This window comes from Microbacterium sp. CCNWLW41, assembly GCF_037083505.1.
Genome location: NZ_JBAOJP010000018.1, coordinates 19,352 through 38,627 on the forward strand (window position 1 = coordinate 19,352; position 19,276 = coordinate 38,627).

Annotated in this window: 16 protein-coding genes; 10 read left to right on the top strand and 6 right to left on the bottom strand. The window is 73.3% G+C overall.

From position 1 onward, the window contains the following. The first annotated feature begins 55 nt into the window (after positions 1-55). Complete coding sequence (locus V6R91_RS35540; RefSeq protein ID WP_336399246.1) at positions 56-1,270, top strand: amidohydrolase; 1,215 nt, start codon at positions 56-58, stop codon at positions 1,268-1,270. A 42-nt stretch (positions 1,271-1,312) separates the two neighbouring features. Here V6R91_RS35540 and V6R91_RS35545 read toward each other — a convergent pair whose 3' ends face one another. Then, positions 1,313-2,014, bottom strand: coding sequence for a GTP pyrophosphokinase (locus V6R91_RS35545; protein ID WP_271061001.1), 702 nt, complete (start codon positions 2,012-2,014; stop codon positions 1,313-1,315). Between the two features lie 10 nt (positions 2,015-2,024). Further along, a complete protein-coding gene (locus V6R91_RS35550) occupies positions 2,025-3,125 on the bottom strand; it encodes a VanZ family protein (RefSeq protein WP_271061002.1) in 1,101 nt (366 codons plus the stop codon). Between the two features lie 131 nt (positions 3,126-3,256). Here V6R91_RS35550 and V6R91_RS35555 point away from each other — a divergent pair, with 131 nt between their 5' ends. Next, positions 3,257-5,341, top strand: coding sequence for an APC family permease (locus V6R91_RS35555; RefSeq protein ID WP_336399247.1), 2,085 nt, complete (start codon positions 3,257-3,259; stop codon positions 5,339-5,341). A 45-nt stretch (positions 5,342-5,386) separates the two neighbouring features. On the opposite strand, the gene V6R91_RS35560 is transcribed toward V6R91_RS35555, so the two are convergent. Beyond that, entirely contained in the window at positions 5,387-6,187 is an 801-nt protein-coding gene (locus V6R91_RS35560) for a MerR family transcriptional regulator (protein WP_336399248.1), read from the bottom strand. A gap of 61 nt (positions 6,188-6,248) precedes the next feature. On the opposite strand from V6R91_RS35560, the gene V6R91_RS35565 reads away from it, so the two are divergent. The 8 genes from V6R91_RS35565 to V6R91_RS35600 all read left to right on the top strand — a co-directional run bounded on the left by V6R91_RS35565 (position 6,249) and on the right by V6R91_RS35600 (position 15,098). Continuing rightward, the gene (locus tag V6R91_RS35565; protein ID WP_271061005.1) at positions 6,249-6,845 is read left to right on the top strand and encodes a GNAT family N-acetyltransferase; all 597 of its coding nucleotides are present in this window, start codon (positions 6,249-6,251) and stop codon (positions 6,843-6,845) included. A 138-nt stretch (positions 6,846-6,983) separates the two neighbouring features. Next, positions 6,984-7,124 carry a hypothetical protein gene (locus tag V6R91_RS35570; protein WP_336399249.1) on the top strand — a complete coding sequence of 47 codons (141 nt, stop codon included), beginning with the start codon at positions 6,984-6,986 and terminating at the stop codon, positions 7,122-7,124. Next, entirely contained in the window at positions 7,121-7,210 is a 90-nt protein-coding gene (locus V6R91_RS35575; RefSeq protein ID WP_067247885.1) for a potassium-transporting ATPase subunit F, read from the top strand. Before V6R91_RS35570 ends, V6R91_RS35575 begins: the two co-directional genes overlap by 4 nt. Next, a complete protein-coding gene (kdpA, locus tag V6R91_RS35580) occupies positions 7,210-8,892 on the top strand; it encodes a potassium-transporting ATPase subunit KdpA (RefSeq protein WP_336399250.1) in 1,683 nt (560 codons plus the stop codon). The genes V6R91_RS35575 and kdpA overlap by 1 nt, the downstream gene beginning before the upstream one ends. A 1-nt stretch (position 8,893) precedes the next feature. Beyond that, positions 8,894-11,083, top strand: a complete 2,190-nt coding sequence (gene kdpB, locus V6R91_RS35585; protein WP_336399251.1) for a potassium-transporting ATPase subunit KdpB — start codon at positions 8,894-8,896, stop codon at positions 11,081-11,083. Between the two features lie 21 nt (positions 11,084-11,104). Further along, a complete protein-coding gene (gene kdpC, locus V6R91_RS35590; protein ID WP_231819263.1) occupies positions 11,105-11,737 on the top strand; it encodes a potassium-transporting ATPase subunit KdpC in 633 nt (210 codons plus the stop codon). Further along, positions 11,734-14,421: a sensor histidine kinase gene (locus V6R91_RS35595; protein ID WP_336399252.1), complete on the top strand. Its 2,688-nt coding sequence runs from the start codon at positions 11,734-11,736 to the stop codon at positions 14,419-14,421. The genes kdpC and V6R91_RS35595 overlap by 4 nt, the downstream gene beginning before the upstream one ends. Next, entirely contained in the window at positions 14,418-15,098 is a 681-nt protein-coding gene (locus V6R91_RS35600) for a response regulator (RefSeq protein WP_067250382.1), read from the top strand. The genes V6R91_RS35595 and V6R91_RS35600 overlap by 4 nt, the downstream gene beginning before the upstream one ends. 36 nt (positions 15,099-15,134) lie before the next feature. Here V6R91_RS35600 and V6R91_RS35605 read toward each other — a convergent pair whose 3' ends face one another. From V6R91_RS35605 to V6R91_RS35615, 3 genes are all read right to left on the bottom strand, one after another. Then, positions 15,135-17,258 carry an iron ABC transporter permease gene (locus V6R91_RS35605; RefSeq protein WP_336399253.1) on the bottom strand — a complete coding sequence of 708 codons (2,124 nt, stop codon included), beginning with the start codon at positions 17,256-17,258 and terminating at the stop codon, positions 15,135-15,137. 7 nt (positions 17,259-17,265) lie between these two features. Continuing rightward, positions 17,266-18,294: an iron-siderophore ABC transporter substrate-binding protein gene (locus tag V6R91_RS35610; RefSeq protein WP_271061010.1), complete on the bottom strand. Its 1,029-nt coding sequence runs from the start codon at positions 18,292-18,294 to the stop codon at positions 17,266-17,268. Between the two features lie 67 nt (positions 18,295-18,361). Beyond that, on the bottom strand, positions 18,362-19,186 hold the full coding sequence (locus tag V6R91_RS35615) for an ABC transporter ATP-binding protein (protein WP_271061014.1): 825 nt from the start codon (positions 19,184-19,186) through the stop codon (positions 18,362-18,364). Between the last annotated feature and the right edge of the window lie 90 nt (positions 19,187-19,276).

Genomic DNA, 19,276 nt, shown 5'->3' on the forward strand with positions numbered 1-19,276 from the left:
GTCGGCACGATCCGCCGCAGGCGCCAGTGCCACGCCCCGGCGATAGGCTCGCGGCATGACGATCGATCTCGAAGCGCTGTTCATCGACCTGCACCGCCATCCCGAGCTGTCGTTCCAGGAGACGCGCACCGCATCGATCGCCGCCGGACACTTGCGCGATCTGGGCCTCGACGTGACCGAGGGGATCGGCGTCACGGGCGTGATCGGGGTCCTGCGCAACGGCGACGGGCCGGTCGTCTGGGCGCGCGCCGACATGGACGCCCTCCCCGTCACCGAGCTCACCGGGCTCCCCTACGCCAGCACGGCCACCGGGCTGGACGCCGAGGGGCACGCGGTCGGCGTCATGCACGCCTGCGGCCACGACATGCACGTCACGGCCATGATCGGCGCCGTCGAGCAGCTCGTCGCTTCCAAGGACGAGTGGTCGGGCACCCTGGTCGTCGTGATCCAGCCCGCGGAGGAGTTCGGCGCAGGCGCCAGGGCCATGCTGGACGACGGCGCCCTCGACCGCTTCCCGCGTCCGGACGTCGTGATCGGCCAGCACGTGACGCCCCTGCCCGCCGGGGTCATCGGCGTGCGCCCCGGCCCGCAGATGTCGGCGTCCGACGGGCTCACCGTGACCCTGCACGGCCGCGGCGGCCACGGCTCGCGGCCGCACTCCACGGTCGATCCGGTGGTGATGGCCGCCGCGACCGTGATGCGCCTGCAGACGGTCGTCTCCCGGGAGGTCGACCCGCACGACCTCGCCGTGGTGACGGTCGGATCCATCCATGCCGGGACGAAGAACAACATCATCCCCGCCGAGGCCACACTGGAGCTGAGCCTGCGCTACCCCGACGAGGTCCTGCGCGAGAAGGTCCTCGCGAGCGTCGAGCGGATCGTGCGCGCAGAGGCGCTGGCCTCAGGCGCGACGGCGGAGCCCACCATCGAGACCCTGCACACCCTGCCCGCCACGATCAACGACGCCGACGCCGCGGAGCGCGCCATCGGCGCGTTCCGCTCCGCGTTCGGGGAGGACAACGTCATCGATCCCGGTCTGTTCACCGGCAGCGAGGACGTCTCGTGGTTCGCCCGCGACGCGGGGGTCCCGCTGGTGTTCTGGTTCTGGGGCGGCATCGATCCGGCGCGCTTCGCCGAGGCCGTCGCCAGCGGCACGCTGGACAGCGCCATCGCGACCAACCACTCGCCGTACTTCGCCGTGGAGATCCATCCGACGATCGAGGTCGGCGTGAAGGCGCTCACCGTCGCCGCGCGGGAGTTCCTCGGCTGATCCCGGGAGCTCGTCGGCTGATCCTGCGCGGGGCCGGAGCCCTCAGACCTGGACGATCCGGGGCCGGGGGGACGGCAGGGCTCCGACCGGGGTCCCGTGCGCCTCGTGGTGGAGCTGCTCCATGCGGGCGTCCAGCGCGCTGGCCGCCTCGGCGGCGGACGTGAGGCTGTCGACGAGGTGCGCGGGCACGGCCCCGGCGAACTTGTAGTGGATCTTGTGCTCCAGGCTCGCCCAGAAGTCCATCGCGATGGTGCGGAACTGCACCTCGACCGGCACCGTGATCGGCCCGGTGGAGAGGAAGACGGGGACCTCGAGGATCGCGTGCAGGCTCCGGTACCCGTTGGGCTTCGGCGTGGCGATGTAGTCCTTGACGATCCGCACCGACACGTCGTCCTGTGCGGTCAGGAGGTCGAAGAGGCGGTAGACGTCGGCCACGAAGCTGCAGGTCACGCGCACGCCCGCGATGTCGGTGATGTGCGTGCGGATCGAGTCGAAGTCCGGCTCGATCCCCCGCCGCGCCACCTTCTCCACGATGCTGTCCGGAGACTTCAGCCGGCTCTTCACGTGCTCGATCGGGTTGTACGAGTGATGGTGGGTGAACTCGTCGCGCAGGATGGAGATCTTCGTCTCGATCTCGCGCATCCCGAACTCGTACTCGTGGAGGAAACGCTGGAACTCGTCGCGGAGCTCCCGCGCCTCGTTCAAGGTCTCGTTCAGCGCATCGTCGACGGGGACCGTGCTCATGCGCTCGACGTTACGCACCCGTGATCTGATTCGGCTGTGCGTTCGTCCTGGGCGAACGAGCCTGCTCGCGGGCATCCGTCAGCTCCTGCCGGGACACCAGCCAGGGCAGTCCCCGCCCGCCGCGGGTGAACAGCGCGAGCACCACGGCGAGGGCCATCAGCGGCCACACCCACGCCTCCCCCGCCGCGCCGACGAGGGCGAGCGCGGAGATCCCGCCCACGCCGGCCGCCCAGCGCAGGACTCGCGCGAGCGGGGCCGGGAGCGGTCCGCCGCGATACCGCAGCCGCACCGCCGCATCCCCCGGCGACTGGCCCGTGACGAGGATCCAGATCAGCCACACCAGACTGGTGCCGCCGGTGCCGATGAGCGTCGTGAGGCCGTCGTCGCCCTGCGCCGTCGACTCGCCGAGGAGGTAGAGGCGGGCGAGCAGGATCACCACCCCGGCGCCGAACGCGACGATGCTGTAGCCGATCGCATCGCACAGCATCGCCAGCAGGCGCCTCCCTCGCGTCACGGGGCGCGGCCGATCCGCATCCGGCGACGCCGCGGAGCCCCGCAGCCGGGCGGGCACGACGAGGGACAGGAGCGAGCCGAGCACGGCGCCGGCCGTGTTCGTCATGAGATCGCCGACGTCGAAGAAGCGGTAGGCGCACGGGTAGATCGTCCAGACGCCCGTGAGCTGCGTCGTCTCGATGAACAGCGACAGCCCGAACCCGACGGCGAGCGCGGTGACGACGCCCCGTCCTCCGAGCACCCGCAGGAAGAACCCCAAGGGGAGGAACAGCAGCACGTTCAGCGCGAGCTGCAGGATCGCGGGGTCGGTGAACGGGTGGGCCGACCGGGCGAACGCCTTCTGCACGTCGCGCACGACCGACATCGGGTCCAGGATCGCTCCCACACAGCGGATGCCGTCCGGATCCGGCAGGGGCAGCAGGGTGTACGTCCAGATCGCCCAGAAGTAGATCAGCGCCGCGAGCCAGAGCACCAGGCGCCCGATCGTCAGCCGCCCACGACGGCGGTAGCTGATCGCCACGAACGGCACGAAGAGGAGGACGCCGAAGACCAGGCCGATGCCCGTCGCGAGGAAGCCGAGAAGCACCTGATCCTGCACCCGTCGAGCCTACGCGGCCACGGCGACCGCCCATGCCCGTGGCACGCACCGGGGCGGCACGCCGCGGACCGTGAGCGGATCGTGAGGGAAACGCACGGATCCCGCATTGCACCCCGCCGCGCGCAGGCGTAATGTCGCCGCTCGTGGCAAATGAGAGCCGTGAGAGCGCGGACGCCCCGCAGCTGGCCAAACGCATCCTCCTGGGAGACCCGCTCACCTCCGAGCAGGCCGACGAGCAGCTGCTCCCCAAGCGCATGGCGCTGCCGATCTTCGCGTCGGACGCGCTGAGCTCGGTGGCGTACGCGCCGCAGGAGCTGCTGATGATCCTGCTCGTGGGCGGCATGGCCGTCCTGTCGTTCACCCCGCTGGTCGCCGGGGCGGTGGTGCTCCTCCTCGTCGTCGTGGTGCTCAGCTACCGCCAGCTCATCAAGGCGTACCCGTCCGGCGGCGGCGACTACGAGGTGGCGTCGACAAACCTGGGCGAGATCCCCGGGGTGGTCGTCGCGGCGGCGCTGCTCGTCGACTACGTGCTCACGGTCGCCGTCTCCATCGCGTCGGGCGTGGACAACATCATCTCCGCCGTGCCGGAGCTCAACCCGTGGCGGGTCGAGCTCGCGGTCGGCTTCGTGATCCTCATCGTGATCGTGAACCTCCGCGGCGTGCGGGAGGCGTCCACCGTGTTCGCGATCCCCACCTACGTCTTCATCGGATCGGTCGCCGTCATGATCATGACGGGGCTGGTCCGCACGGTCCTGGGCGACGCACCGGTCGCCTCCAGCGCCGAGTTCGCGGTGCAGGCGGAGGACCTCAGCCAGGCCGCCGTCATCCTGCTCGTGCTGCGCGCGTTCTCCAGCGGCTGCTCGGCGCTGACCGGCGTCGAGGCCGTGTCCAACGGCGTGCCCGCCTTCCGGATGCCGAAGATCCGCAACGCCCAGACGACCCTCGCGATGATGGGCGCGATCGCCGCGCTGCTGTTCGCCGGCCTCACCGCCCTCGCGCTCATCTCGGGCGTGCACTACGCGGAGGACCCGTGCGCGCTCGTCGGGTTCGACTGCGCGAACCCGCAGCCCAGCCTCATGGCCCAGGTCGCCGCGGCGACCTTCGGCGGCGGGAGCATCCCCTTCTTCCTCATCCAGGCGGCCACCGCGTGCGTGCTGCTGCTCGCCGCCAACACCGCGTTCAACGGGTTCCCGCTCCTCGGGGCGGTGCTCGCCCGCGACGGCTATGCCCCCAAGGCGCTGAACACCCGCGGCGACCGGCTGGTCTTCTCCAACGGGATGATCGTCCTCGGCATCGCCGCGGTCACCGTGCTCGTGGTGTTCCAGGCGAACCTGACGACCCTGATCCAGCTCTACATCATCGGCGTCTTCGTCTCCTTCTCCCTCGGGCAGATCGGGATGGTGCGGCACTGGCGCCGCGTGCTGCGGGGCACGCGCGCCAAGACCGTGGCCGAGGCCGCGCCGCTGCGCCGCTCGGCCTACACCGGCCTCGTCATCAACTCCGCGGGCGCCACGCTCACCGTCCTCGTCCTGCTGATCGTGACGATCACGAAGTTCACGCACGGCGCGTGGATGGTGTTCTTCGCGATCCCCGTGCTCGCGGTCCTCATGGTCGGGGTGAAGCGCTACTACCGGGACGTGGAGCACGAGATCGCCGTCGACGACGCCACCCACTTCGGATCCGCGGGAGATGTGGCGATCGTCCTGGTGAACCGGCTGCAGAAGCCCGTCGTCAAAGCGCTCGACTACGCCATCGCGGCCAAGCACGACAAGACCGTGGCCCTGCACGTCGCCCTCACGCCGGAGGACGGCACCCAGCTCCAGCGCGAGTGGCAGCGGCACCGGATCCCCGTGCCGCTCGTGATCGTCGACTCGCCGTACCGGACGTACGCGCAGCCGGTGGAGCACTTCATCCGCGAGTACCGGGCGAAGCACGGGCCGTCGGTGGTGACCGTCTACCTGCCGCAGTACATCGTCGGCCACTGGTGGGAGAGCCTGCTGCACAACCGGCGCGCGCGCCGCATGGCGAACCAGCTCATGCTCGTGCACGGCGTGACGATCACGCTCGTGCCGTGGCTGCTGGACTCGTCCGAGCTGATCTACGGGCGACGGTCCCGGCCCGTGCCCGGGCAGGAGCGCGCCGGGCGCCCGGTCGCCGCCTACGGCTCGTCGGGCCGGCGCGCTCAGCGCCCCGCGGGCCCGCCCGACGCCGGCTGACCGGGAACGTCTCCGGCGGGTCGACCGGCTCCGGAGGACCCGGCGTCACTCCCACCGCGCGCGGGCCGGATCGATGCCGCGGGCGCGGGCGGACGCCTCGACCGCGGCGCGCAGCCACTCCCCGAGACCGGGAGCGTAGCCGTCGTAATGTGCGGCGTGCTCCCCGGAGAAGGTCTGCGCCATGATCACGTGCATCGACGGCGTGCAGTGGAAGTAGCCGCTCATCGCCTGTCTGTGCCGCTCCACGAGCGCGGCGGCACGATCTTCCTCGGGCCGGACGCCCGCACGGAACGCCTCCGCGCAGGCCGTCAGCACCCCCTCAAGCTCGCCCACGACGGCCCGCCAGTCGTCGGCGTCCCGCTCGGCCGCCCGCTCGGCGTACTCGGCCCACTGCGGGGAATCCCCCCAGCGCTCGCGCGCCCCGGTCGTCCACGCCGGGTCCCAGTCCTCGCCGAACACCTCCGTCGCCTCGTCGGCGGGAAGGAGCGGGCCGGTGGCGTCGGCGGCGATGAGCCGGTCGACCGCCGCGGCGACCTCCTGCAGCCGGGCGATCCGCTCGTCCAGTTCCGCGCGGCGCCGCGTGAGCTCCGCACGGCGCTCGTCGGCCCCGGCGGACAGCAGGGTCCGGATGCCCGCGAGGGGCACGCCGAGCTCGCGGAGAAGCACGATGCGCCGCAGGAGCGCGACATCGGCCGGGTCGTACGCGCGGTATCCGCCGGACGTGCGCCGCGACGGCGAGGCGAGTCCGATGGCGTCCCAGTGGTGCAGGGTCCGCACCGTCACGCCGAGCGACGCCGCGACGGCGCCGACCGTGGCGAGCTCGTCGGGATCGGCGGCGGAGGGCATGCATCGAGACTGCCACGTCGGGACACCCGCGTCTGTCCCTGCCGGTCGATAGCCTGGCGCCGTGACCTCATCGACCGCCGCCGAGCCCTGGCCCCTGCGCACCGAGCGCCTGGAGATCCGTCGCTGCGCCCCCGCCGACCTCGACGCCGTCTGGGCGTACCGCCGGCTCCCGGAGGTGAACCGGTGGCTGGGTCGCGCGCCGGCCACCCGCGCGGCGTTCCACGAGACGTACTCGGACCCCGAGCGCCTGGCGACGACGTTCGTCATCGTGCGCCGCGAGCCCGGGGAGGACCCCGTCATCGTCGGCGACCTGATGGTGCGCATCGAGGACGGCTGGGCGCAGGCCGAGATCGTCGACGCGGCGCGGGGCACGCAGGCGGAGCTCGGCTGGGTGCTGGATCCCGCCCACGCCGGGCGCGGCTACGCCACCGAGGCCGTCCGCGCGGTGATCGACGCCTGCTTTGGACCCTTGGGGCTGCGCCGCGTGCACGCGGGGTGCTTCGCCGCGAACGAGCCGTCGTGGCGGCTGATGGAGCGGATCGGGATGCGTCGCGAGGAGCACAGCCGGCGCACGGCGCTGCACCGGTCCGGCGAGTGGATGGACGGCATGGACTACGCCGTGCTCGCCGAGGACTGGCCCACCGCACCCGCGCGCTGACCGCCGTCTCCGCGCCGGTCCGTGCCCAGCGGGCCGGGACCGGGCCCGCTGTCAGGGATCCGCATGGGTCCGCCCGGCCGCCGTAGGGATTCCGTGAGGATCGCCGTTCGCGGCCCGCCCGGGCAGTGAGATCGATCCGTGTTCGATCTCCTCTATCTGGCGCTGACGCTCGCGCTGTTCCTGCTCGTCGCGATGGCGGCGAGGGGCGCGGAGCGCATCGGCGCTCCCGCCCGCCGCCCCACCCGCCGCGAAGCCGTGGACGGAGGCGAGCGCGGATGATCGTCCTGCAGATCCTCGCCGCCGTCCTGGCCGTCGCCGCCATCGGCTACCTCCTCGTCGCACTCATCGCCCCGGAGCGGTTCTGATGGACGCGGCTACCATCGGCTTCGGCATTCTGCAGGCGGGCGTGCTCCTCGTCGCCCTCGTCCTGCTCTACCGCCCCCTGGGCGACGCCATCGCCCGCATCTACACGGGGGCGAAGGACCTGCGCGTCGAACGCGGCATCTACCGGCTCATCGGCGTCGACGCGACGGCGGAGCAGACCTGGCGTTCCTACGCGCGGAGCCTGCTCGCGTTCTCGGTCGTCGGGCTGATCCTGCTCTACCTGCTCCAACGCGCGCAGGCCGTGCTCCCCCTCTCGCTGGGCCTTCCGCCCGTGCCCGAGCCCATCGCGTTCAACACCGCCGCCTCGTTCGTCGCGAACACCAACTGGCAGTCCTACTCGCCGGAGCAGACCGTGGGGCACCTCGTGCAGCTCGCCGGCCTCACGGTGCAGAACTTCGCCTCCGCCGCCGTGGGGATCGCGGTGGCGGTCGCGCTGGTGCGCGGCTTCGCGCGGCGCGGCAGCGGCACCATCGGGAACTTCTGGGTCGATCTGATCCGGGGCCTCGTCCGGCTCCTGGTGCCGGTCGCGGTCCTCGGCGCCCTCGTGCTGCTCGCGGGCGGCGTCGCGCAGAACCTCGCCGGGTTCACCGAGATGCAGACCCTCTCCGGAGGCACGCAGGCGCTGCCGGGCGGCCCGGTCGCCTCCCAGGAGGTCATCAAGCTCCTGGGCACGAACGGCGGCGGCTTCTACAACGCCAACTCCGCGCACCCGTTCGAGAACCCCACGCCGTGGACGAACCTCGTCGAGATCCTGCTGATCCTCGCGATCCCGTTCTCGCTTCCCCGCGCCTTCGGCCGGATGATCGGCGACGATCGCCAGGGGTACGCGATCGCCGGGGTGATGGCCGGGATCTTCCTCGTCTCGACCGCCGCGCTGACCGCGCTGGAGGCGGCGGGGAACGGCGCGGCCCCCGCGCTCGCCGGCGGCGCCATGGAGGGCAAGGAGCAGCGGTTCGGGATCTTCGGGTCCACGCTGTTCGGCAGCGCGTCCACGCTCACCTCGACCGGCGCCGTGAACTCGATGCACGACTCCTACACGGCGCTCGGCGGCATGATGCCGATGCTCAACATGATGCTCGGCGAGGTCGCCCCCGGCGGCGTCGGATCCGGACTCTACGGGATGCTCGTGCTCGCCGTGCTCGCCGTCTTCGTCGGCGGGCTGCTCGTCGGACGGACCCCGGAGTACCTCGGCAAGCGCATCGGCCCGCGGGAGATCACGCTCGCGAGCCTCTACATCCTCGTCGTGCCGACCCTCGTGCTCGGCGGGACCGCCCTGAGCTTCGCCCTCCCCGGCATCCGCGAGGAGGTGGTGTCCACCAGCATCCTCAACCCGGGGCCGCACGGTCTCAGCGAGGTGCTCTACGCGTTCACCTCGGCCGCCAACAACAACGGCTCGGCCTTCGCGGGACTCACCGCCAGCACGCCGTGGCTCGCGACGGCGCTCGGTGTGGCGATGATCCTCGGCCGGTTCCTGCCGATCGTGCTCGTGCTCGCGCTGGCCGGCTCGCTCGCCGCGCAGGACCGGGTCCCGGAGACCGCGGGCACCCTGCCGACCCATCGCCCGCAGTTCGCCGGGCTCCTCGCCGCGGTGACCGTCATCGTCACCGCCCTCACCTACTTCCCCGTGCTCGCGCTCGGGCCCCTCGCCGAAGGACTCGTCTGACATGACCCTCACCGACACCGACCGCGCCCCGGTCCCCGACCCCTCGTCCGTCGCAGAACCGTCCGCGCCGGACCATTCCTCCCGCACGCCGCGCGCGTTCGGGCCGCGGCAGCTCGTCGCCGCTCTCCCGGGCGCGCTGCGCCGCCTCAACCCCGCGCGGCTCCTGCGCACCCCCGTGATCCTGCTCGTCTGGGCCGGCGCGGCCCTCACCACCGTGCTCGCGATCGCCGAGCCGTTCCTCGGCTCGGACGCGTCCGGCGGAGCCGCGGTGCCCGCCGGCTTCACGGCCGCGATCGCCGGATGGCTGTGGGTCACGGTGCTGTTCGCGAACCTCGCGGAGTCCGTGGCGGAGGGCCGCGGCAAGGCGCAGGCCGCGACGCTGCGGAAGACCCGGACCAGCACGACCGCGCGCCGCGTCGTCGACTACGACGAGGCGACGGATCCGGACGCCGCGCACGCCGCGACCGAGGAGGTGTCGTCGGCGGACCTGCGGCTCGGCGACGTGGTCGTCGTGACCGCGGGGGAGCCGATCCCCGGCGACGGCGACATCGTCTCCGGGATCGCCACGGTGGACGAGTCGGCGATCACGGGCGAGAGCGCCCCGGTCGTGCGCGAGTCCGGCGGCGACCGCAGCGCCGTGACCGGCGGGACGCGCGTGCTGTCGGACCGGATCGTCGTGCGCATCACGTCCCAGCCGGGGGAGACCTTCGTCGACCGCATGATCGCGCTCGTCGAGGGCGCCGACCGCCAGCGCACCCCCAACGAGATCGCGCTGAACATCCTGCTCGCGAGCCTGTCCATCGTGTTCCTGGTGGTCGTGCTCGCGCTCGGCCCCATCGCGGCGTACTCGTCCTCCCCCGTGGGGATCCCGGTCCTCGTGGCCCTGCTCGTCTGCCTCATCCCCACCACCATCGGAGCGCTGCTGTCGGCCATCGGCATCGCCGGCATGGACCGGCTCGTGCAGCGCAACGTCCTGGCCATGTCCGGGCGCGCGGTCGAGGCGGCCGGCGACGTCACGACGCTCCTGCTGGACAAGACCGGCACCATCACCTACGGAAACCGGCGGGCGACGGACGTGCGCCCCGTCGGCGACGGGTCCGCCGAGGAGCTGCTGCGGGCGGCCGCGTTGTCCTCCCTCGCAGACCCGACGCCCGAGGGAGCCTCCATCGTGGAGCTCGCCGCCGCGCGCGGGGTCGCCGTCCAGGCCCCCGAGGACGCGGTCGCCGTGCCGTTCACGGCGCAGACGCGGATGAGCGGCGTGGACCTGCCGGACGGCACACGCATCCGCAAGGGCGCCGCCTCGGCGATCCGCGCCTGGCTGGCGGAGGAGGGCGGGGCGGAGGACGCGGCCGCTGCCGAGGCGGCCCGGTTCGCGGACGAGATCGCCGCCTCCGGCGGGACCCCGCTCGTCGTCGCCGTCGCGGCCCCGGTCGTCGAGCGAGCGACGACCGGAGGCGTCCTGGGTGTGGTGCACCTCAAGGACGTCGTCAAGGAGGGGCTCGCCGAGCGCTTCGGCGAGCTGCGCCGGATGGGCATTCGCACCGTGATGATCACCGGGGACAACCCGCTGACGGCGAAGGCCATCGCCGCCGAGGCGGGCGTCGACGACTACCTCGCCGAGGCCACGCCCGAGGACAAGCTCGCGCTGATCCGCCGGGAGCAGGAGGGCGGGCGCCTCGTCGCCATGACGGGGGACGGCACGAACGACGCGCCGGCGCTCGCCCAGGCCGACGTCGGCGTCGCCATGAACACCGGGACCTCCGCCGCCAAGGAGGCCGGGAACATGGTGGACCTCGACTCGGACCCCACCAAGCTCATCGACATCGTGCGGATCGGCAAGCAGCTGCTCATCACCCGGGGCGCGCTCACGACGTTCTCGCTCGCCAACGACATCGCGAAGTACTTCGCGATCATCCCCGCCATGTTCATGGGGGCCTTCCCCGGCCTCGGCGCGCTGAACATCATGGGCCTGCACTCCCCCGCCTCGGCTGTCACCAGCGCGATCGTGTTCAACGCGATCGTGATCGTGTTCCTCATCCCGCTCGCCCTGCGCGGCGTGCGCTACCGGCCGGCCGGCGCCGCGCAGATCCTGCGGCGCAATCTCCTCGTGTACGGCATCGGCGGCGTCATCGTCCCGTTCGTGGGCATCAAGCTCATCGACCTCGTCGTGAGCCTCTTCCCCGGCTTCTGACCCCTCTCCGAAAGGTCTCCCATGAACCTCCGCACCTCCGTCCGCACCGGGGCCGTGGCCCTGCGGGCCATGCTCGTGCTCACGCTCCTGCTCGGCGTCGGGTACACGCTCGCTCTCACCGGCATCGGGCAGCTCGTCTTCCCGTGGCAGGCGAACGGCTCGCAGGTCGACGCCGCCGGGGAGCGGACCGGGGGCTGGCCGGGCGGGGAGGAGCCCGTCGGCAGCGCGCTGATCGGGCAGCTCCCCGCCGAGGACGACCTCTCGTCCTTCTTCCCCCGCCCCTCCGCCGCCGGCGACGGCTACGACCCGTCGTCGTCGAGCGGATCCAACCTGGGCCCGACGAATCCGGAGCTCGTCGAGGCGATCGCCGCACGTCGGGCCGAGATCGCCGTCCGCGAAGGGGTCTCGGAGGACGCCGTCCCCGCCGACGCCGTCACGGCCTCCGGCTCCGGCCTGGATCCGGACATCAGCCTCCCGTACGCGCTGCTGCAGGTCCCCCGTGTGGCCGAGGCACGCGGGATCGCCGCCGACGACGTGCGCGCGCTCGTCGAGTCGCGGGTGCAGAATCGAGACCTGGGATTCCTCGGCGAACCACGGGTCAACGTCCTGGAGCTCAACACCGCGCTCGACGCGCAGGACCGGGAGGGCCGATGACCGACGCAGGCGGATCGCCGCCGCGCGGGCGCCCCGGCGGGCGGCCGCGCGGTCGCCTGCGCGTCCTGCTCGGCGCGGCCCCCGGCGTCGGCAAGACGTTCGAGATGCTGACGGAGGGCCGGCGCCTGCGCGACAGCGGACAGGACGTGGTCGTCGCGGTCCTGGAGACCCACGGGCGCGCCGCGACGCGCGCGCAGGCCGAGGGGCTGGAGGAGATCCCGCGGCGGACGGTCGCGCACCGCGGCGTCGTGCTCGACGAGATGGACCTCGACGCCGTGCTCGCCCGGGCTCCGGAGCTGGCGCTGGTCGACGAGCTCGCGCACACGAACGCCCCCGGCTCCCGGCACGCCAAGCGCTGGGAGGACGTCCAGGACCTCCTCGACGCCGGGATCGACGTGGTGACGACCGTCAACGTGCAGCACATCGAGTCCCTGAACGCCGTCGTGGAGAAGATCACCGGCATCGCCCAGCAGGAGACGGTGCCCGACGAGGTGGTCCGGGCCGCCGACGGCATCGAGGTCGTCGACCTGGCGCCGGAGTCGCTGCGGGACCGCCTCTCCGCCGGGCTCGTCTATCCGGCCGAGCGGATCGACGCCGCGCTGTCGAACTACTTCCGTCTCGGCAACCTCACGGCGCTGCGCGAGCTCGCCCTGCTGTGGCTGGCCGACGAGGTGGACAGCGCCCTGCGCTCGTACCGCAGCCAGCACGGGATCGACGGCGCGTGGCAGGCCAGGGAGCGCGTGGTCGTCGCCCTCACCGGGGGCCCGGAGGGGGAGACGCTCCTGCGACGCGGAGCGCGGATCGCCGCCCGCGCCGCCGGCGGCGAGCTTCTCGCGGTGCACGTGTCCACGCAGGACGGCCTGCGCGCGGACGCGCCGGGCGCCCTGACGGCTCAGCGCGCCCTCGTCGAGTCCCTGGGCGGGACGATGCACCAGCTCGTCGGAGACGACGTCGCGCGGACCCTGGTGGAGTTCGCCCAGTCCGTGGACGCGACGCAGCTCGTGATCGGTGTGAGCCGCCGAGGCCGGTTCTCCGCGGCTCTCACCGGCCCCGGGATCGGGGCGGAGGTCATCCGCCTGGCCGGGGCGATCGACGTGCACATCGTGACGCATGCCGCGGCGGGCGGACACGGCCGGCTTCCGCGTATCACCGGCGGCGCGCTGGGGTGGCGGCGGCAGATCCTCGGGCTCGCGATCGCGCTCGTCGGCGGGCCATTGCTCTCCTGGCTCCTGTTCTCCCTGCGCTCGGAGGCGTCGATCACCTCGGACGTGCTCGCCTACCAGCTGCTCGTCGTCGTGGTGGCGCTGGTCGGCGGACTGCGCCCCGCGCTGTTCGCCGCGGTCCTCTCCGGCCTGACCCTGGACTTCCTCTTCGTCGAGCCGCTGTTCACCGTCACGATCGCGGATCCGCTGCACGCCCTCGCGCTCGTCCTGTACGTCGTCATCGCGGTGCTCGTCAGCGTCGTCGTGGACCAGGCGGCACGCCGGGCGCGCGCGGCGCAGCGGGCCGCGGCGGAGGCGGAGCTGCTCGCCGGTGTCGCCGGGAACGTGCTGCGCGGCGACAGCGCACCGACGGCGCTGGTGAGCCGGATGCGCGAGGCGTTCGGCCTGAGCGGCGTGCGCCTCGTCGCGGCGGACGGGACGATCCTGGCCAGGGACGGCGAGCCCCTCCCGGACGGCCGGTCCACCTCCGTCCCGGTCGGGCGCGGCGCGGACGGACAGCCGCGGGCGACGCTGGAGCTGCACGGCGACCCGCTCGACGCCGCCGGCCGGCGGCTGCGCGACGCGATCGTCGCCCAGCTCGCGGCGGCCATCGAGCATTCGGAGCTGCGGGAGACCGCCCGCGAGGCGGAGGTGCTGGCCGAGACCGACCGCGTGCGCAGCGCGCTGCTGTCCGCGCTCAGTCACGACCTGCGGCGCCCCCTCGCCGCCGCGATGGCGGCCGTGGGCGGGCTGCGCGGAACGCACGGGCTGTCGCCTGAGGACCGTGCGGAGCTGTTGGCCACCGCGGACGAGAGCCTGGACACCCTCTCCCGGCTGGTGACGGACCTCCTCGACGTCAGCCGGGTCGAGGCCGGGGTGCTCGCCGTGTCCTGGGGACCGGTCGACGGCGCGGGGATCGTGCTCGCCGCCCTGGACGAGCTGTCGCTCGGTCCGGATGAGATCGAGCTCGCGCTCGACGCCGACCTCGCGCCGCTCTGGGCCGATCCGGTCCTGCTCCGCCGCGTCCTGGTGAACCTGCTCACCAACGCCGTCCGGCATGCCCCGGCGGGCACCCGGGTGCACGTCTCGACGAGCAGCCTCGGCGCCCGGGCGGAGATCCGGGTCGTCGACCGCGGCGCGGGCATCCCCGAGGACCGTCGCGAGAGCGCATTCCTCCCCTTCCAGCGCCACGGCGACACCGACAACGCCACGGGCCTCGGCCTGGGCCTGGCCCTGTCCCGCGGGTTCACCGAGGGCATGGGCGGCACGCTCGCGGCGGAGGACACCCCCGGCGGCGGGCTGACGATGGTGGTCTCCCTGCCCCTGGCCACGGCTCGCGAGGATCAGACCGGGTCGTCCCCTCGCCCGTCAGCCGGCGAGGATGGGGACGCGACCCTGGCCGCCGGACCCGGCGCGTCGCGCCTCGGAGCGCTACGGCCCCTGGACCACCGCGCATCCCCCGACCCCGAGGAGGGACGATGAAGCTGCTCGTCGCCGACGACGACCCCCAGCTCGTGCGCGCGCTGCGGATCACCCTGGCCGCGCACGGGTACGACGTCGTGGCGGTGCCGGACGGCGCCGCGGCCGTGACCGCCACCGTGCAGTCGCGGCCGGACATCGTGCTGCTGGACCTGGGGATGCCGCGGCTGGACGGCATGGGCGTCATCCAGGCGATCCGCGGGTGGAGCGACGTGCCGATCCTGGTGGTCTCCGGACGGACCGGATCCGCCGACAAGGTCGAGGCCCTGGACGCCGGAGCCGACGACTACGTGACCAAGCCGTTCCAGATCGACGAGCTCCTGGCGCGGCTGCGCGCCCTCGCCCGGCGCCGGACGACGGCTCCCGCGGAGGCGGTCGTGTCCTTCGGGGACGTGGAGGTGGATCTGTCCGCCAAGACCGTGACGCGCGCCGGCGAGCGGGTGCACCTCACCCCCACCGAATGGCGGATCCTGGAGCACCTGGCCCGCCACCCGGGCTCCCTCGTCACGCGGCAGGAGCTGCTGCGGGAGATCTGGGGCACCGAGCAGGTGGCCGACACCGGCTATCTGCGGCTGTACCTCTCGCAGCTCCGCAAGAAGCTCGAGCGGGTGCCCGGGTCGCCCGTGCACCTGCTCACCGAGCAGGGCATGGGCTACCGGCTCGTCCTCGATCCGTCCTGAGCGATCCGCCGCGGCCGTGCCGGCGCCCGCGTCGCGTCAGACGTCGCGCGAGCGCCAGAGCAGCCAGACGAAGTACGGTGCGCCGAGCAACGCCACGATCAGCCCCGCCGGCAGCTGCGCGGGTGCGATGACCGTCCGCCCGAGCACGTCGGCGGCCCCGACGAGCACGGCGCCCAGGAGGACGGCCACGGGGATCACCCGGGTGTGCCGCGCGCCCACGAGAGCGCGGGCGGCGTGCGGGGCGACGAGCCCCACGAACCCGATCACGCCGACCGCGACCACGCTCAGGGCCGCCAGCAGCGCCGCGACCACGAGCAGGAGGAGCCGGGAGCGCTCCAGCCCCACGCCCAGCAGGCGCGGGGTGTCCTCGTCCAGCGCGATCACGTCGAGGTCCCGGCGCTGCGCGAAGACGAGCGGCAGCGCGATGAGCAGGGCGATCCCGAGCGGGATCACCTGCTCCCAGATCCGCCCGTAGGTGGTCCCGGACAGCCAGGTGTAGACCTTCGGGGTGTTCCACGGATCGCTGCGCAGCAGCACGAACGTCGTCAGCGCCACGGCGGCGTAGGAGATCCCGATCCCGATGAGGATGAACCGGTCGGCGCTGATCCCGCCGCGCCAGGCGAGGAGGTACACGAGCACGAAGGCGGCGAGCGCGCCCACGACCGCGCCGACCAGCATGCCGAACGTGGAGGCGGCCGCACTGGTCACGACGAGCACCGCGCCGAGCCCGGCGCCCCCCGTGATCCCGAGCAGGCTCGGGTCGGCGAGCGGGTTGCGGCTGACCGCCTGGGTGAGCGCGCCGGCGAGGGCGAGGGCCGCGCCGGCGGTGACCGCGGCGATCACACGGGGGGAGCGCTCGTCCAGCGCGAAGGCGATCTGCGGCGGGGCCTGCCCCTGCAGCCACAGGGCGATGTCGCCGGTGAGCAGGGCCGTGCTCCCCAGCAGCAGCCCGATGAGGATGACCGCCGCGAGCGCGACGACGCCGAGCACGAGCACGATGCGGAACCGGCCTGCGCTGCGCACGCCGGAGCGGATGCTCGGCGGCTGGCGGGTCGGTCCCGAGTCCCGCAGGCGCCGCGCCATGAGGACGAGGACGATCGCGCCGAGGACCGTGGTGGCCACACCGGTCGGCACCGCGAGGGCGCCCTCGGCGCCGATGAGGGCCCGCAGCACCGCGTCCGCGAGGATCACGACGACCGCGCCCAGCAGCCCCGCCGTCGGGATGAGGAGCATGTGCCTGCCGAGCGCCGGGACCAGCCGCGACAGCAGCCTCGCGAGCACCGGCGCGCACAGCCCGACGAAGCCGATGGGCCCCGCGAGGGTCACGGCCGTGGCGGTGAGCACCACCGACAGGAGGATCCCGATGATCCGGGTGGAGCGGACCGGGATGCCGAGGGAGGACGCGGTGTCGTCGCCGAGGGAGAGCACGTCGAGCCGCCGCGCGAGGACGAGGGCGAGCGCGAGCGCGACGAGCACCACCGGCGCCGCCTGGAGGAACGCGTCGATGCCGAGCTGGGAGAGGCTGCCGCTGCCCCAGGCGAGCAGTCCCTTCGTCTCCTCCTGGAACAGGATCAGCAGCGTCGAGGTGCCGGCCTGGAACGCCAGCGCGAGCGCGGATCCGGCGAGCACGAGGCGCGTGGTCGAGGATCCCGCGCCGCCGGCGAGCCCGAGCACGAGCGCCGCCGCGCCGAGACCTCCGGCGAACGCGACCCCGCCCGAGGCCCACACCGGCGCGGAGATCCCGAACGCGGCGACCGCCGTGACGGCGAGGTACGACCCCGCGGTCACCCCGAGGGTGTCCGGCGAGGCCAGGGCGTTGCGCGACAGGGACTGCATGAGCACCCCCGCCGCGCCCAGCGCGACGCCGACCGCGACCCCGGCCGCCAGCCGCGGCAGCCGTGAGCCGAGGAAGAGGTCCGCGTCCACGAGGGCCGCGCCGCTGGTGCCCTGCGTCAGGTGCCACGCGCCGACGAGGATCAGCACCGCGACCAGGCCCAGCAGCACGCCGACCCCGGCGAGCAGGGAGCCGGGCCGGGGGCCGGACGCCGCGGCGTCCGTGCCTTCCCCCTCCCCCGGCCCCTCCGGTCCTGCGGGAGCCGGGCGGCGTGCGGACAGGACCGCGCCCCCGCTCACCGCGGCGGACTCGTCTGGCTGCGGCACGCGCGGGTCACTTCGTGATGACGTCGACGTACGCGTCGATGATCTGCTGCGCCGAGCGCGGCCCGCCGAACATCCAGATCCCCGACGGGAACGCGAGCACGCGGTCCTCCTTCACGGCCGGGATCGACGACCAGGCGGGGTTCTTCGCCGCGGCGGTGAGGAAGTCGTCCTCGGCACCGGCCTCCGTGCCGGTGTGCAGGATGGTGGCGTCGCCGATCGTGGTCATGCCCTCGATGTCGGTGGTGCCGAGGCCGTAGGCCGGGTCCGTCTCGCCGGTCCAGGCGTTGGTGAGACCGAGCCGGATGCCGATGGCGCCCACGAGGGATCCGTCGCCGTACGGGCGCAGGGCCACGTTGCCGCCGTCCACCCAGCCGTCGAGGAAGACGAACTCCGTCACCGCCGGGTCGGCGTCTGCGACCTTCGCCTCCGCGTCCTTCAGGTGCTTCTCGAACTCCTCGGTCACGACCTCGGCGCGCTCCTCGCGACCGGTGGCCTGCGCGATGGTGTCGAACGTCGACAGCATCTGCGCGATCGGGTCCTTGGCGTCCGCGCCGATCGTGGCGAGGACCGGGATCCCGTACTTCTCCAGCTGGCCGATGATCGCGTCATCGCGCGTGTTCGCCTCGACGATGACGAGGTCCGGCTTCGCGCTGACCAGCGTGTCCAGGTTCGGCTCCTGCCGGGTGCCGACGTCGGTCACGCCCTCGGGGAGCTTCTCCGCCGTGTCCCAGGTGGCGAAGCCCTCGGCGTCGGCGACGGCGACGGGAGTCACGCACAGCGTCAGGGCGTCCTCGATCTGCTGCCACTCCAGCACGGCCACGCGCTCGGCGGGCTTGTCGAGAGAGACGGTGCGGCCGAAAGCGTCGGTCACCTCGACCGGGCCCGTCGAGGTCTTGGTCGTGTCGTCGGCGCAGCCGGCGGCCGTGGCCGCGGCCGGGGCGTCCGAATCCTGCGGGGAGACGGACGTCGTCCCGCATCCGGCGAGGGCGAGGGTCACGGCGCCGAGGACGGCGAGGAGGGCGAGGGGTTTGCGCATGAGGGCTCCAGCTCGGGGCATCCGCGGGTTCGGATGCGGTCGGGTGTCGGGAAGAGTCGGGTCGGGGTCAGGCGGGGACCGCGGCGCGCACGGGCCGCAGCCGTTCGTGGTGGCGTCCGCGCGGGATGACGCGCACCCGGCCGGTGTCGGCGTCATGGACCGTGTCGATGGTCAGGCCGTAGGCGTGCGAGAGGTTCTCGCCGGTGAGCACCTCCGCCGGCGTGCCGGCCGCGAGCACCCGCCCCTCGTGCATGAGCACGACGTGATCCGCCACGGACGCCGCGTGGTCCAGGTCGTGCAGCACCACGCCGAGGGCCGTGCCCCGGTCGGCGAGGTCGCGGACGAGATCCAGCGTCTCGATCTGGTAGCGCAGGTCGAGGTGGTTCGTGGGCTCGTCGAGCAGCAGGATCCCCGTGCTCTGCGCGAGGGAGGTCGCCAGCCAGACCCGCTGCAGCTCGCCGCCGGAGAGCTCGTCCACGGGGCGATGCGCCATCCGGGTGAGGCCGGTGAGTGCGAGGGCCCGCTCGATCGCGTCGCGGTCCGCGTCGGTCAGTCCCGAGAACCGCCCCCGGTGCGGGTGGCGGCCGTGTGCGACGACGTCGCGCACCTCGAGGCCGGACGGGTGCGGGCGCGACTGGGACAGCATGGCGACGGTGCGGGCGAAGGCGCGCGCCGACAGCGTCGAGGCGTCGTCGTCGCCGACGCGCACACGGCCGGACTCGATCCGGTGCAGACGCGCGATCGCCCGCAGGACCGTGGACTTGCCGCTGCCGTTCGGGCCGATGAGCGCGGTGACGAGGCCCGGGCGGAGCCGGAGCGACACGTCGTGCACGACCGGGGTCCGTCCGTAGCGCAGCGCGAGTGCCTCCGCGCTGAGGTCGCCGGGGGCGATCGGCCCGGCCTCCGCGAGCGGTGCCGGACGCCGGGGTGCCGCGGAGCCGACGCGGTGCGCGGGCTCGGGCGTCGAGGTCTGGGTGTCGGT